The 12,052-nt window shown below is 64.3% G+C and carries 16 protein-coding genes; 3 read left to right on the forward strand and 13 right to left on the reverse strand.

Features of this window, described 5'->3' with window-relative positions:
* Nucleotide 1: 1 nt before the first annotated feature.
* From ABIB45_RS03340 to ABIB45_RS03365, 6 genes are all read right to left on the reverse strand, one after another.
* A complete protein-coding gene (locus ABIB45_RS03340) occupies nucleotides 2-952 on the reverse strand; it encodes a DUF7007 domain-containing protein (protein ID WP_354214513.1) in 951 nt (316 codons plus the stop codon).
* A gap of 126 nt (nucleotides 953-1,078) precedes the next feature.
* Nucleotides 1,079-1,603, reverse strand: a complete 525-nt coding sequence (locus ABIB45_RS03345) for a hypothetical protein (RefSeq protein WP_354214514.1) — start codon at nucleotides 1,601-1,603, stop codon at nucleotides 1,079-1,081.
* A 56-nt stretch (nucleotides 1,604-1,659) separates the two neighbouring features.
* Nucleotides 1,660-2,202, reverse strand: a complete 543-nt coding sequence (locus ABIB45_RS03350; protein WP_354214515.1) for a hypothetical protein — start codon at nucleotides 2,200-2,202, stop codon at nucleotides 1,660-1,662.
* A 102-nt stretch (nucleotides 2,203-2,304) separates the two neighbouring features.
* Nucleotides 2,305-3,186, reverse strand: coding sequence for a hypothetical protein (locus ABIB45_RS03355; protein ID WP_354214516.1), 882 nt, complete (start codon nucleotides 3,184-3,186; stop codon nucleotides 2,305-2,307).
* Nucleotides 3,187-3,773: 587 nt separating this feature from the next.
* Nucleotides 3,774-4,202 (reverse strand): hypothetical protein, encoded by a 429-nt coding sequence (locus ABIB45_RS03360; protein WP_354214517.1) that lies wholly within the window; start codon nucleotides 4,200-4,202, stop codon nucleotides 3,774-3,776.
* 110 nt (nucleotides 4,203-4,312) lie between these two features.
* Complete coding sequence (locus tag ABIB45_RS03365; RefSeq protein ID WP_354214518.1) at nucleotides 4,313-4,894, reverse strand: 5' nucleotidase, NT5C type; 582 nt, start codon at nucleotides 4,892-4,894, stop codon at nucleotides 4,313-4,315.
* Nucleotides 4,895-5,025: 131 nt separating this feature from the next.
* On the opposite strand from ABIB45_RS03365, the gene ABIB45_RS03370 reads away from it, so the two are divergent.
* A complete protein-coding gene (locus ABIB45_RS03370; protein ID WP_354214519.1) occupies nucleotides 5,026-5,511 on the forward strand; it encodes a hypothetical protein in 486 nt (161 codons plus the stop codon).
* A 55-nt stretch (nucleotides 5,512-5,566) separates the two neighbouring features.
* On the opposite strand, the gene ABIB45_RS03375 is transcribed toward ABIB45_RS03370, so the two are convergent.
* Nucleotides 5,567-6,166: a hypothetical protein gene (locus ABIB45_RS03375; protein ID WP_354214520.1), complete on the reverse strand. Its 600-nt coding sequence runs from the start codon at nucleotides 6,164-6,166 to the stop codon at nucleotides 5,567-5,569.
* An 86-nt stretch (nucleotides 6,167-6,252) separates the two neighbouring features.
* Here ABIB45_RS03375 and ABIB45_RS03380 point away from each other — a divergent pair, with 86 nt between their 5' ends.
* The gene (locus tag ABIB45_RS03380; RefSeq protein WP_354214521.1) at nucleotides 6,253-7,689 is read left to right on the forward strand and encodes a hypothetical protein; all 1,437 of its coding nucleotides are present in this window, start codon (nucleotides 6,253-6,255) and stop codon (nucleotides 7,687-7,689) included.
* On the opposite strand, the gene ABIB45_RS03385 is transcribed toward ABIB45_RS03380, so the two are convergent.
* From ABIB45_RS03385 to ABIB45_RS03400, 4 genes are all read right to left on the reverse strand, one after another.
* Nucleotides 7,673-8,266: a DNA-binding protein gene (locus ABIB45_RS03385; RefSeq protein ID WP_354214522.1), complete on the reverse strand. Its 594-nt coding sequence runs from the start codon at nucleotides 8,264-8,266 to the stop codon at nucleotides 7,673-7,675. The two genes, ABIB45_RS03380 and ABIB45_RS03385, sit on opposite strands and share 17 nt — an antisense overlap.
* 117 nt (nucleotides 8,267-8,383) lie before the next feature.
* Nucleotides 8,384-9,001 (reverse strand): hypothetical protein, encoded by a 618-nt coding sequence (locus ABIB45_RS03390; protein WP_354214523.1) that lies wholly within the window; start codon nucleotides 8,999-9,001, stop codon nucleotides 8,384-8,386.
* An 87-nt stretch (nucleotides 9,002-9,088) separates the two neighbouring features.
* Nucleotides 9,089-9,967 (reverse strand): metal-dependent hydrolase, encoded by an 879-nt coding sequence (locus ABIB45_RS03395; protein ID WP_354214524.1) that lies wholly within the window; start codon nucleotides 9,965-9,967, stop codon nucleotides 9,089-9,091.
* A gap of 90 nt (nucleotides 9,968-10,057) precedes the next feature.
* Nucleotides 10,058-10,354: a hypothetical protein gene (locus tag ABIB45_RS03400; protein WP_354214525.1), complete on the reverse strand. Its 297-nt coding sequence runs from the start codon at nucleotides 10,352-10,354 to the stop codon at nucleotides 10,058-10,060.
* Between the two features lie 9 nt (nucleotides 10,355-10,363).
* Here ABIB45_RS03400 and ABIB45_RS03405 point away from each other — a divergent pair, with 9 nt between their 5' ends.
* Complete coding sequence (locus ABIB45_RS03405; RefSeq protein ID WP_354214526.1) at nucleotides 10,364-10,534, forward strand: hypothetical protein; 171 nt, start codon at nucleotides 10,364-10,366, stop codon at nucleotides 10,532-10,534.
* On the opposite strand, the gene ABIB45_RS03410 is transcribed toward ABIB45_RS03405, so the two are convergent.
* Both ABIB45_RS03410 and ABIB45_RS03415 read right to left on the reverse strand, forming a co-directional pair.
* Nucleotides 10,521-11,342, reverse strand: coding sequence for a hypothetical protein (locus ABIB45_RS03410; RefSeq protein WP_354214527.1), 822 nt, complete (start codon nucleotides 11,340-11,342; stop codon nucleotides 10,521-10,523). The two genes, ABIB45_RS03405 and ABIB45_RS03410, sit on opposite strands and share 14 nt — an antisense overlap.
* On the reverse strand, nucleotides 11,335-12,015 hold the full coding sequence (locus ABIB45_RS03415; protein WP_354214528.1) for a DNA-binding protein: 681 nt from the start codon (nucleotides 12,013-12,015) through the stop codon (nucleotides 11,335-11,337). Before ABIB45_RS03415 ends, ABIB45_RS03410 begins: the two co-directional genes overlap by 8 nt.
* Nucleotides 12,016-12,052 lie beyond the last annotated feature (37 nt).

The raw sequence follows: 12,052 nt of genomic DNA on the forward strand, positions 1-12,052 counted from the left end.
ATCAGTTCTCCTTGAGTGTTTCGTAGGCGGCGTCCTTGGGGATGGTGCGGAAGTTGCCCAGGGCGTTGTATTCGTCGTTGGGCATCACCACGGTCCGGGGCTCGCCCGTCCGGGCGCCGGTGGAGGTCACGTCGGAGACGACTACCTCGGTCATGCCGGGGCGGTCCTTGGAGTAGGACGCGGAGAAGGCGCGCTGGACCTTGTCGGCGTTGGCAGCGAAGAAGACCTTCTCGTCCCGGATGCTGGATTCGCCCGGCGCGATCGGCTGGTAGTCCGTGACGCCGTAGCGGGCCGGGTCCTTGCCGACGACCGCTTCGTATTCATCCGGGTACCAGCGGCGGGCCGATTGGTGCGCGTACTTCTGGTGTTCCTCGGAGTAGGCCTCTCGGTGTGTGATCGCGGTGATCGCCCACTCGCAATCCTCCTCGTACCAGGAGTTGGAGCTACGCCACACCGGGTCGACCTCCTTGTTCCGTGCGGGGGAGAGTTTCACACCGCCGTGGCCGGGCGTGAAGACTGTGGCGATACCGGGGGCGAGGTGGATGACCCCGTCGGCTTTGCCCCAGGGCGTCCGGGACCCTTCGTGGATGCTGAATCGCGATGCGTACTTGGCCATCTTGTAGCGGTCATCCTTGGCCGCTTCCTTCGCGTCGTGCAAGGTGCCGGCGCTGCCGCGCCCGACCACGGCGTTGTTGCGGTAGTCGACAATGTCGTAGTTGAAGACACCCTGAGCTGCCGTATCGGTGTGGATCCAGATGCCGACCTCGTTCACGGAGCCGGCCTCAAGGATGGTCGCTTCCGGGTCGCGCCAATCCCATTCAGTGCCGTCGGGATCGAAGTGGACGTCATGTTCGGGTAGGCCCAGAACGAGTTCGGGTTCGGAATGGGCGGTGGCGGCGAACTGGCCGCCGACGGGAATTCCCTTTGGCTGGCGGGAAACGTTATCGGTCATGCCCTGTCTGTGTGCGGCGGCGCAAGGATCGGCGCAGGCCGGCGTGAAACGCCCTGAAATGCGTCTTGCCCGCGCTGAGAGGCCCAGCGCGGGCAAGTTCTGGTGGTCAGGTGTTCGTGGCGGTGGCTAGGGTTGGCGCTTCCCGAGGCCGACGATCTTGATTTCGTTCTTGAGCAACGCGGGCGCGTCGATCGATACGGACTTCTGGTCACCGATGATGTGGTGGGCCGGGAGCCCGCGGCCGCCGGGGACGTTGGCGTTGATTTCCAATTGCAGTGATCCGGCAAGAGGTGCATTGCGGTAGTCAAGCTGGATGGACTTCCCGTCCGGGCCGGCAACATCGTCGACGCGGAGGTTACCCCGGTGGTCGGATGAGAGGCTGATGGTTCGGGCTAGCCTGAGCTGCTTGTGCTTGCTTGCGGCGGTGAACACGATGTTCTGGCTGGCCGTGCGCTCCTCGTCATCACCGGGGCGACCTGACCCGCCGATGGGAGGAAGACCTCCGTCTCCGCCGCTGCCGCCTAAGACTGGCGTTCCGGCGGTTAGCGTGACGTCGGGTTCGGAGTGGGTGGTGGCGGCGAACTGGCCGCCGACCGGGACACCCTGAGGCTGGCGGTCGATACTCTGCAGTGGCTTCTTTGGAAGTGGCATACCTTCAACGTGTGCGGCCGGGCTTCAGATTGCGCAGGCACCGTCCCCGGGGAACCTCAGTCGTCCATCTCCCATCGCTGGCCGGAAGCGCGTTCCACGGCGGCTTTCCACTCCTCGACGCCTGTAACGAACGGGAATGGTAGTTCCGGATGAAACTGGCGGGCGGTGTAGTCGATGACGTAGTGCCCGTCCCGGTCACCGGCAAGGATGGCGACGTGCTGCCCGCCCAGGCGGGCCCGGCAGAGGGTGATCTCATCCAGCCATTCGGCATTGAATTCGGCTGCGCCCACCTGGTCGATGACTTCGTTCGTGGCGGCCCAGCAGTTGCCCAGCGCCAGGCGCGGATCGCCGAGCTCCTCCAGCCGGACGGTGTCCTGGCGGACAGGGGAGTGGTCCGTGATCTCCAGGTCGGGGTACTCGGCGAGGACATCGCGGGCACTGGCAAGCCGGCGGTCCTGAACGGTTTCCCGCGTTTGCTCCAAGTCCAAGCCGGAGTTTGGAGCAAATTTGGAGGTGAGGGAGGTGTCGGGTTCTGCATGGGAGGCGGGAACGAAGCGGCCGGCGGCTCCGCGCGGGTGGGCTGTGGCAGTGAAGCTCATACCCGCTTTGTGTGCGGGCATGGCCGGAAACACTGAAGCCCCGATCCCCCACGCGGGGCGCGGGGCTTAATGGGGACGCGGCCACTTACCTGCTCCAGGCTGTCAGGCCGTATGCCCGTGAATCCAGGACTGCATGGCTTCGACCCGACGTTTTAGCTGCGGGTCCGGGTGGATGGCCTGGTCGTTGGCGGTCTGGATCCGCCCCAGTTCCAGGTCAACCGCTGTGGTGTCGACGTAGCCTCGGGTGGCCAGACGGCCGACGGCGGGGTAGGCGATGACGCCGCGGGTGTTGCGCAGGTTGCCCAGCTGTTTGGCGATCGCGACGGCGGACGCGTCGGAGACCGGACTGCCTGTGGTGAGGGTCGTGTCCAGCTCAGCAGGGTCGATGCGGAGGCCGGCAGCGCGGGCGGCATACGGGTCAACCAGGACGGTAGAGCCGTTGACGCGTTCGATGATGAGCCGGCCCAGATTCTCCGAACCGAAGGAGCCGTGGTCGGACTCGTTGTGCAGCTGGACGATTTTGGTGCCGTTCCACGCTGCGTCCACGACCCGGGCTTCGCTGAGGGGCCCTTCCGGAAGCTGGGCGGTGCATTCGACGCCGATCTCCTCCCAGCCCTCGTCGGTGGTGAGGTTGGCCTGGTACCGCTCGGCGAGGAAGTCCTCGATGACGGGGCTGTTCGTCTCGAGCCAGGAGTCCAGGGTCTCCCCGTGCAGGCGGGGGTCCGAGTCGGCGATGAGGTCTTTGATGTTCACCGTCTTGGCCGGGGAGACGAAATAGCCGGAGCCGTCCTCGGAGCGGGACACGTTCAGGGTCTCAATGACGTCACCGTCGGCCAGTTCCGGGAAGGTGTCACCGTCGCCGGGGGAGAGGATGACCTCGCGGTGCGCCGGGTCCAGCAGGAGGGTGGACTCTGCGTGGGTGTCAGCGGCGAACTGTCCGCCGGTGTTGATCCCCTTGGGCTGCCGGTTCTGTGGTGTCGTCATGTCCGGTATGTGTGCGGCCCGATCCGTAAACGTCGCCGCCGGCCACCGGTCCCGGTTTTCACCGAATTCGGCGCTCTACCGGCCACTCCCACCGAACGACCACCGCTCGACCACTTGGTCGAGTGGGAAAATCCCCGGAATGGCGGGGAATATAGGGCCCCTACTACTACTACTCTACTTAAACGACCAAAAATAGAGATATATATAAGGGGGCCCCTTGTTCTCTCTATAGAGGCCCCTCCTTTCTTAGTTAATACACTTCCCTCTCATAGATGTCCTATCCTCCGCGGTCGTTTTGGTCGAGTGAGGGCGCCTTGGGTCGCAACTTCCGCGCCAGCATTGGGATGCAGGGCCGTTGAGTCACCCTACCGGCGGTCGTTTCCCGAACGTGTGAACGACCAGAAGCGGTCGAGCGTGAGAGATGCCGATTTTAACTCATGTGATAACCTGAGGAAAGATTTTCCGCTTTAGAGACGATGGTTATCACATGGCTCCCAAATGGGGGCCATTTCTTGTTTCCGGGAAATTCTTTGTGCCGATCAGGATGGCATCCGGCGGTCCCCAAAACTGCGTTCGCAAAGACGGTTTCACCAGTCAGCCGACACTCTGCAGGTCACCGAGGAGTGGAACCCTTTGGCGCTTTCGTTCGCAATCAGCCGTCCGTCCACCCAAATATGGCAGCCAACAGTGCCGGCGAACCCCAAAGTCGTCGATCCCATGCCGCCCTCATTTGTCACAGTGATCCTCACCGGTGTGCCCCGGGGCATCACGTAGGACACTCCCTGGGTCCCGTTGGTGTTCATCAGCGGCAGCTCTCCGGTGTACGTTCGGGTGCCGTCGGGGGCACTCCATGACACCGTCGCCGCCGTCGAATTCCCGGGCGCCCGGAACTCCACCAGGACGGTCCTGGACGGAGGCTCTTCGTTGTCGGAACCTCCTGCGACGAGCTGTGCCACGGCGCCGGCGACCAAAACAGCAAGGCCCGCGCCGGCCCACAAGAGTGCTTTCCCTGACATCGCCGTCCCCCTCCTCAGATGCTTCAGTGAACCACGGCGGGGGCCGCCGGAAACGCAGGAAAGGGCCGCAACGCCGAAGCGTGTGCGACCCTTTCAGGAGGCGACGGGCCCTAGACGGAAATACGGTCCAGCAGCGGGTAGACGTGTCCGCGCCATTCCCGCCAGTCGGACATTCGTGGTACCCCGGTTACGGACCGGTTGTGGGACTGGTCGTGGATCAGGTGCTTCCAGGACGGCACCGCGGCGCCGGTAATGATGCCTTTGTCATCGATAAGGACATCGCCTTGGACCATGGTTTTGTCGTGGGTGAGGATGAGCCGGTCCACCGCCTTCGGCCCGAAATACCGATCGATGGCGGCTAGCTTCCCCGGAACGCACCCCGGGTTCGTCCACGTCGGCGTGGAGCAGTGGAACACATCAAATCCCTCGTCGGCCATCTCCAGGATGGACTCCACCGAGTATGGAACCGGCTCCAGATCGTGGTACAGGTCGGGGTGGTTCATGGCAGCTTTCAGGACCGTAGGGTCGCCGCCCGGGCCGGCCAGGTCATCCCAGCCGGTGCGCTTGTCGTCATCGACGATCGGGAAGGACGGGTCCAGACGGAGCAGGATTTGGTTGAGGCGCACGCCCCACTGAAGCCAGTTCCCGTCCATGTCGATGAGGGCGATGGGCTTATCGAAACTTTCTCTCATATGTCTCATGTGTGGGGAACATGCGTAGATGCTCCCCGGGCCCGGCATACACTGACCCTTTGGGGGTCCTTCTGTCTGCTCGAATGGGGGCGGCATCCCCCGCCGAATATCCACCAAGCGCAGGAGAACACTTGAGCACGCAACAGCCCGGCGGCCAGCCGCCGGCCCAGCAGCCCTACCCCTACCCGTCCGGTCAGTACGGGCCGCCGGCGAACTGGCAGCCGAAACCTCCGGCGTCAGGTCTGCGCATCGCCACCGGCGTCGTCGCACTCGTCCTCTTCGTCTTCGGAATCTTCACCGCCGGCATGTTCCTGTTTTCCCGGCACAGCGGCGCCAGCTCACCACTGAATGGGTGGATGAACTTCTTCCTCATCGTCGGCTCCATCGGCTGCCTGGTCACCGGGATCGTCATCATGGCCAAGCAGCGCAAGCGCGGAGGAGCAACACCCTGGCTGGTGGCCTCCTTTGCCGCGCTGGCCGTCATTGCCTGTCTCGGCTTCCTGGGCGGCCGGGACTCGGGCCTCCCCGGCGCCTTCACCATCATCCTGCCGGTGGCATTGGCCGTCACGGTCCTTGCTGTCCTGGTGATTGTCCGGGGCAACGCCAGGAAGGCCTGATCCGCTCCACAAAAAGGCCGCTCCCCGCGAGAATGGGGGAGCGGCCTTTGTCGTGTCAGGCGACAGCCGGGACCTGCCGGTGAACAGGTGAGACGTTGTGGGCGGCGACGGCGTGGAAGGCTGCGGTGTTGGCCAGCAGCTCCCAGCGTTCCCGGTTCTCCTCCTGGCCGTTCTCGAGCAGGTCATCCTCATCCCGGTAGTCTGATTCGTCGATGAGCAGCTCGTACTTGTGCTCGGGATTCAGGACGTGGCCGCGGTCAGCCCAATGCTTCATTTCCTCGTGGACGGCGAAGCGGATCAGCTGCAGGTGGTGCTCCCGCTGGTCCCGGGGCAGGTAGGAGAGTGCATCCTCCAAGCTTCGGACGGCATCCGCCCTGGTCTGGGGAGCTTCACCGTTTGTCCAGTACACCGAGTAGGAGTCACGGAGGAGGTCTGAGACGCGAGAGGCGTTGATGGCGAACCGCACCGGAATTTTCGGCAGCGATTCGAGTTCCTTGCGAAGACCCGGTCCGCGGTCTGCTTCAAAGTCGTAGTCGAAGTCGGGCCCGTCTACAGGCGCGGGGATGAGCGACAATGCGGGTTCGCTGTGCGGTGCGGGGGCGAACTGTCCGCCCGTAGTGATGCCGGCCGGGACTCGGTTTGTGATGTTCTCCATGCCCGCTATGTGTGCGGCGCAGCGGTTGAGTGTCGACGCTGTAATAGTCTGGTGGCGGCAGATGCCGACTATGGGAGGAAGCCCCTGTGACCGACGAGCAGCAGGACCCGAAGGCGTACTGGCTCATCCGCGACCTCGCTGCAGAGCTCGTAGGTGTCCTTGACCAGCTCAGGTTTGAGCCGCTGTTCGACCGGCACCCCGGCATCGTCTCTGTGGTGGGCCTTATGTCCGGGGAACACCTTGCCGGCCACGAGGACATGCTGCTCACGCTCTGGCGCGGCAACAGCGACGGCCTGGTAGAGGATGAAGGCTTCAAACAGGGGCTGTGGCTGCACATCTCTCAGATGCCCCACGGGCCCGGCCGAATCCTGCCTCTGGACCCAGACAAGGCCGACTTTGGCGCGGATCTCCATGAGGCAGTCAGCGGCGATGAGGCTCTCCGTAGCGGCATCGACGCCATGCTCACATTACTGAAACTCGGATCACCGGTGCACCGCGGCCAGACCGACGTGGACCTGGCCTTTGGTGTGCTGAACCAGGCCATTGACGAGGGTGTCGCAGGGTCACGTCCCGGCCCCGACGGTGCCAAGTTCGACGAGGACAGCGAACTGGTGTCCGACATGGAGCATCTGTGTGCTGCGAGTGACCTTGAGTCGGTGGAGTTCGGGCAGTACGGGCCATCCGGCGCGCACCGGCTCGCCACCCGAGCTTTCCTGGACGTAAGCGACCAGTTGACGGTGACGGTGTGGTCAGACGAGGACGGTTTCAACTGGGTCGATGTAGCCGGAAGTGTGCAGCGCATGGACTCACCGGAGCTCGTGTTCCCGGGGGAAGACCAGGAAGAAGCCGACGAGGTCGCAGCTTTGACTGAGCAGCTTGCGGAGATCCACGACGCCGCCTCCGCCATCTTTGACGAGCTGAACACTGAGGAGTTCGGCCTCGCATTCGACTTACTGAACTCGGTCGCCTACGCGGCCATGAACGGTGCATTGAAAGATGTCGGACCGGATGTGCGGCCATGGCATCAACTGGCTGACCTGTTCGGCAGCCACTGCCGGCTGGGCTTCCTGGCAGGGGTGATGCTGGAGGAGAGTCCGCTCGGGAATCTCAACATCAGGGCAACAACCCGCGACCCTGCCACGAAGAATCCAACCCACCTCCAGGTGTACTGGAAGCAGGACGACGAGCAGGACGTCCCGGAGCACTGGCTCTCAGTGGGGACTGCGACCGGCCCTGCCCATGACGTAGACCCTGAGTATCCGGAGTTGCTGACGACGATTCCGGAAGCCGGTCAAGAGTACATCCGGCATGCTATCGATCATCTTCACCAGATGGTGCACTTGGCGGGAAGCGTCCTGGAAGCCAGGACGCACGAAACACTCCACTTCCTGGCCCTTCGGCGGGCAACGGAGAATGTGACCGAACTGATCGAGCATGAGATGGTCCGCGACACCATTGACGAAACCATCGCCGGGCTGAACGGTATTGCCCTGCTGTACACCGGGGCTATGCCGGAGGATTAGCCGGCGGCGGCAGCGGCGGCCCGGTCGTCGATTGGTTTTCGCGCGTGACTTCCAGGTCGCGGACCTGGTTCCGGAGCTCTGAGATGTCAGCGAGGAGGCGGTCCCGCTCTTCCACGAGCCTGTTACGTTCCGCGGCGATGGCTTCCGTACGGCCTTCAGCTTTGTCGGCTCGGGAGCGCTGCGTGGTGACGGCTTCGGCTGCTTTCGTCGCTTCCTTCAGGGCCTTGTCCCGTTCGTCTTCGACTTTGCCGAGGTCTTCTGCCGTGCCGTTACGTTCTTCCTCGGCCTTGGCGATCCTGGCTTCCCAGCCGGTGCGCGCTTCGGCGAATTCACCGCGCGCCAGCGTCACCGCTTCCCGCCACAACGCCGCGAAACGGGCCTGGACGGCGGCCGGCGGTTCCGGCACAGTTGCTTCCTTGGACTGCTGGTCGTTCCACGCGCGGGCGGCTTCGGCGGCCAGCGCCATCCTGACGCCGGACCGGTCACGGACTGAGCGTGCCGTGACGGCGGCGCCTTCGGCGGCCAGTGCCTCTGCTGCTGCGGCGGCGCGCTCTTCTGGGGTCTGCTCTGTGGCCATGATGCTCCGATCTTTGGTAACAAGCGTAACGTCGTTACCCGTTACCAACGTTACCGCCGCGCCGGGCGGGTGACCGGCTTCTGGAGCGGCGGTACGCGGCCGCCACGGGGCACGCGGTTAGCCGGTGACGAAGCCCTTGCCGGACCCGTATTCGAGGCTGGAGTTGAAGTCGAAGAATTTCGGGTCGGTGCCGGTCTTGCTCCAGCCGCTGAGTTTGTAGCTGCCGTCCGGGTAGCACATGTACGGGGTCTGGATGTCGTTGTTCCAGGCGTCCTGCTCGGCCTGGGTGTAAATCACCGAGATGTACGACCAGCAGTCCTGGCCTTCTTCCTCGGTCAGCTCGACGTTGCCTTCATGGACGCGTGGCGCCCAGTTAGCAGGGACCCCGTTCGCTGCGAGGTAGTCGTCGAGCCGGCTCGCGATGAAGCGCATGTGCTTGGCCGTGGGACTGCCGGCAAGCTCCGCATCAGGAATCGACTCACCGCCGACGAGTCCCTGCGGCACCGAGGCCTGGCCGCGACCGCCGGGGGCCGCGGGCAATGGCGGCGTCTCAACTTCCGGCATGAATGCGTCAGCGGTCGGAGTCGGGGTGGGCGTGACTGCCGGTGCGCCGGTCGGGGCATTACCTTTGACACCGGTGTCGGTCGCTGGCGGGTTCTGGTTCCCGACGGTGCATGAAGTCAGCTCCGCTGCAGTGGCAAGCAATGCAGCGGCGGTGCGGAGTCGTGTGCTCATGAATAGTCCTTTGTGGGTGGTGGAAACGAACTGGCGGAGTGGCTGAAAGCGCCCTGACCTGCGGTTATGTCGCGCCGAGGCAGGCTATCAGCCCCCGGAGGCCAGTGCGACCAGGTCGGTGAGCCCGGACTGGCCCATGCCAACCAGGGTGGAGCCGACGCCGAAGATCGCGTACGCCCCGATGGGGACCAACAGCAGCCATTCCCGAACAGATCCGGCGTGGCCCAGGACTGGGATGGTCATGTATCCGTTGGAGTGCCAGCACTGCTTAAGGACGGGCAGGTTGCGGATCGCTTTCGGCGGCTTGATGGCGAACGGCCAAGCCAGGTTGCAGCCTTCGGTGGTCATCATGTCTCCGAGGATGTGGATGATGACGCCGATGCCCATCGCGATCGGGAACCAGTTCTGCTCCTGAGGCGCGAAGAAGGTGATGAACGCGCCGACGGTAAGCCCGACCGCCCACGGGGACTTCCGCATCCGGTCCGGGATAATTTTCAGGGCCTTCGCGGCGAATGAGACAAGAAGCACCGAGAGGATGCCGGCGCCGGGGTAGATGGTGCCGAAGCCTTCCAGCTCGTACGTCCAGAGCCCGGCCAGGAAGGCGACGAGAACGAAGACGACTATGCCGACGACAGAGTGGGTGCCGTGGCGGTGGCCGCCGGAGACTTTGCCGATGCCTGCGCACATGGCGTTGGAGAGCGGCGGCAGGGAGTGGGCGATGGTGGCGTTGTGATGATCCGCGTCCGGGAGCATTGCGGCTCCGGCGGTAACGAGGGCGCCGGTGACGATCCCGACCGGGCTGACGTCGAACAGGCCGAAACCGATGTCCAGGTAATGCGGAAGGAACGGAACCTTCTCGGCGAGGGCTGAAGTGTTGACGTGGATATTGGTCGTCAGGGCAACCCAGGCGGCGGCGCCGCAGGCTGCGTGGTGGGCTCCCATCATGGCGGCGGGCAGTCCTTTCACATCGGAAGAATCGGTTTCTTCCCCTGATGTGTGCGGCCCCATGGCAAAGGGTCCCCGGAGTGACTCCGAAGACCCTTTTGCGTCGGGTGGTCAGGACCTGCCGTTGAGCCTGTCCCGGATGGCGCGGATCCGGTCATCCGTTTCCTTCATGGAGGGCATGTCGGACAATCCGTGCCGGGCCATGGCGTCCCGGATCGGGGTCTTCCTACTGCGCAGCCGCGTGATCTGTTCCGGTGTCAGTTCGGGAATCTCGACCAATGACCGGCTGAGGTTCTCCGCCGGCGTGCCACTGAGGGCGAGGTTGATGGTGGGTTCAGTGTGGATGTCCGCGGCGAACTGGCCGCCGGCGGGGATGCCGCGGGATACGCGGAGCTGGGATGTCGTCATACCTGACTTGTGTGCGGCTGCGGCCGGCCGCGTCTGGACACCCATGGGGATGCCATCATCATCATCATCATCATCATCATCATCATCATCATCATCATCATCATCATCATCATCATCATCATCATGGTGGCCACCGTGACGCTGCTGCTGCTGCTGCTGCTGCTGCTCAGCCCTTCTTGAGCCGGTTCACCGGCGGCAGGCTGTGGTTGGCCGCGAGGATCCGGAGCGCATCCATCGCCGGTATCCGGTCGGCCGGCTCCAGCAGTTGCCAGGAGCGGTGCGCCGGGTCGGAAAGTACCTTGTGCAGGCTCAGGACACGGGACTTGTCGCTGCCTTTCATCTGCGCTGCGGTCACCAGTGGCGTCCTGATGGTGGCGCAGAGGACGACGGCGTCATCAAGGTGGCGGCCCTTGTCGCGGGAGTCTTCCCGGTAGGCAGCTCCTTTCAGGACCAGGGCTCCGAGTGCGTTGGGGATGCTGATGAGCACGGGGCCGTCGTCGTCGGCAGTCATCCGGCAGTTGACGGTCCGCTGCAGCGCCTGGGTACCGCCGGCCATCTGGAACGGCTTGCGGCCGCCGATGGTGGGGACTTTCGCAGGGGTTAGATGGTCCGCGACCATCACATCGATTTGCTGCTTACCTCGCACGAAGCGGTGGGCCGGGGCGTCCTGATCGATGGACTTCTGCAAGACGTAGCCGAGCCTGTTCAGGACCGCCAACACCGACCGCGTCGTCGCGGCACCCGTCTCGATGTGTAGCACGATGTCGACGTCTGCTGTCGGACGGGAGACGGCCAGGCCGGCCGCGGCTGCATGGAGCTGGACCATGAGCCCGCCCACCAACGTCCACTGGGTCGAGGGCAGAGCCCTGGCCAGCTCGACGCACTGCGGCCAGGGCGTGCCCCACCCGCCGGGCGGGACAGGGACGTCCCAGGTTTCGCGGGTGTCGGCGGGCTCGTCGGCCACAGCGGCCAGTTCGTGCTCAGACATGGAGGAGTTCGTTGATCACGCGCTGGCCGGCGCTGCGTTCACGGGTGGCCAGCGAACCCATGAGGTCGACCGCCACGGCGGCGACGGGTGCCCGTCCTTCGGTGAAGGGTTCCTCCAGTTCGACCTCGTGGATGATGGCGTTGCCCTCCGGGTCTTCAACCAGGCCGAAGGAGTTGGCAAGGGCCTGTGCGTCGCCGGCCATGACGTAGCCTTCGGCGATGCCGCTGCCGCCTGTCAATCCGAACGTCTCGGCCGTGGACTCGTCCCGCATGGCGGTCGCACCGCTGAAAATCAGGTAGTCGCTGAGAGCGAGCAGCGCGTCGGGTGTTGCACGGTAGCGCAAGGTGCGGTCCTTGTTCCGTGCCAGGACGCACACGGCCTTGGCATCCAGGGTGCTGAGTCGTTTCTTCAGCCGCGACTTCTCCGACGCCGAGATCCAGGTGGGGTTCTGGCCGGACAGCAGCGCCAGCGCAGCCCAGGCTGTCTTGGCGGTCCATGCCCGTCCGTGGCGCGTCCCGCTTGAAGCCAGTCGCTCAACGGAATTGGGTTCTATGAGAAGGGATTTACCCGCTCTTCCGGTGACGGAAAGCTGCCCAGAGGTGATGAGCCGGTGAACCGACATTTTGCTCCGGCCCAAGCGCTCGGCAGCCGCCATTACTGTTAGAGGGTCCATACACTAACCGTTACATGTGTTACGCATAGTGTCAATG

Origin of the sequence: Arthrobacter sp. UYCo732 (genome assembly GCF_040547265.1) — a bacterium.
In the GTDB taxonomy this organism is placed as follows: domain Bacteria; phylum Actinomycetota; class Actinomycetes; order Actinomycetales; family Micrococcaceae; genus Arthrobacter.

Coding starts and splice junctions, on each gene's coding strand:
- ABIB45_RS03365 (WP_354214518.1), bottom strand. CDS start 4,894: ATGAGAGAAAGTTTCGATAAGCCCATCGCCCTCATCGACATGGACGGG.
- ABIB45_RS03375 (WP_354214520.1), bottom strand. CDS start 6,166: ATGGAGAACATCACAAACCGAGTCCCGGCCGGCATCACTACGGGCGGA.
- ABIB45_RS03415 (WP_354214528.1), bottom strand. CDS start 12,015: ATGGACCCTCTAACAGTAATGGCGGCTGCCGAGCGCTTGGGCCGGAGC.
- ABIB45_RS03350 (WP_354214515.1), bottom strand. CDS start 2,202: ATGAGCTTCACTGCCACAGCCCACCCGCGCGGAGCCGCCGGCCGCTTC.
- ABIB45_RS03385 (WP_354214522.1), bottom strand. CDS start 8,266: ATGGCCACAGAGCAGACCCCAGAAGAGCGCGCCGCCGCAGCAGCAGAG.
- ABIB45_RS03355 (WP_354214516.1), bottom strand. CDS start 3,186: ATGACGACACCACAGAACCGGCAGCCCAAGGGGATCAACACCGGCGGA.
- ABIB45_RS03345 (WP_354214514.1), bottom strand. CDS start 1,603: ATGCCACTTCCAAAGAAGCCACTGCAGAGTATCGACCGCCAGCCTCAG.
- ABIB45_RS03400 (WP_354214525.1), bottom strand. CDS start 10,354: ATGACGACATCCCAGCTCCGCGTATCCCGCGGCATCCCCGCCGGCGGC.
- ABIB45_RS03390 (WP_354214523.1), bottom strand. CDS start 9,001: ATGAGCACACGACTCCGCACCGCCGCTGCATTGCTTGCCACTGCAGCG.
- ABIB45_RS03340 (WP_354214513.1), bottom strand. CDS start 952: ATGACCGATAACGTTTCCCGCCAGCCAAAGGGAATTCCCGTCGGCGGC.
- ABIB45_RS03360 (WP_354214517.1), bottom strand. CDS start 4,202: ATGTCAGGGAAAGCACTCTTGTGGGCCGGCGCGGGCCTTGCTGTTTTG.
- ABIB45_RS03410 (WP_354214527.1), bottom strand. CDS start 11,342: ATGTCTGAGCACGAACTGGCCGCTGTGGCCGACGAGCCCGCCGACACC.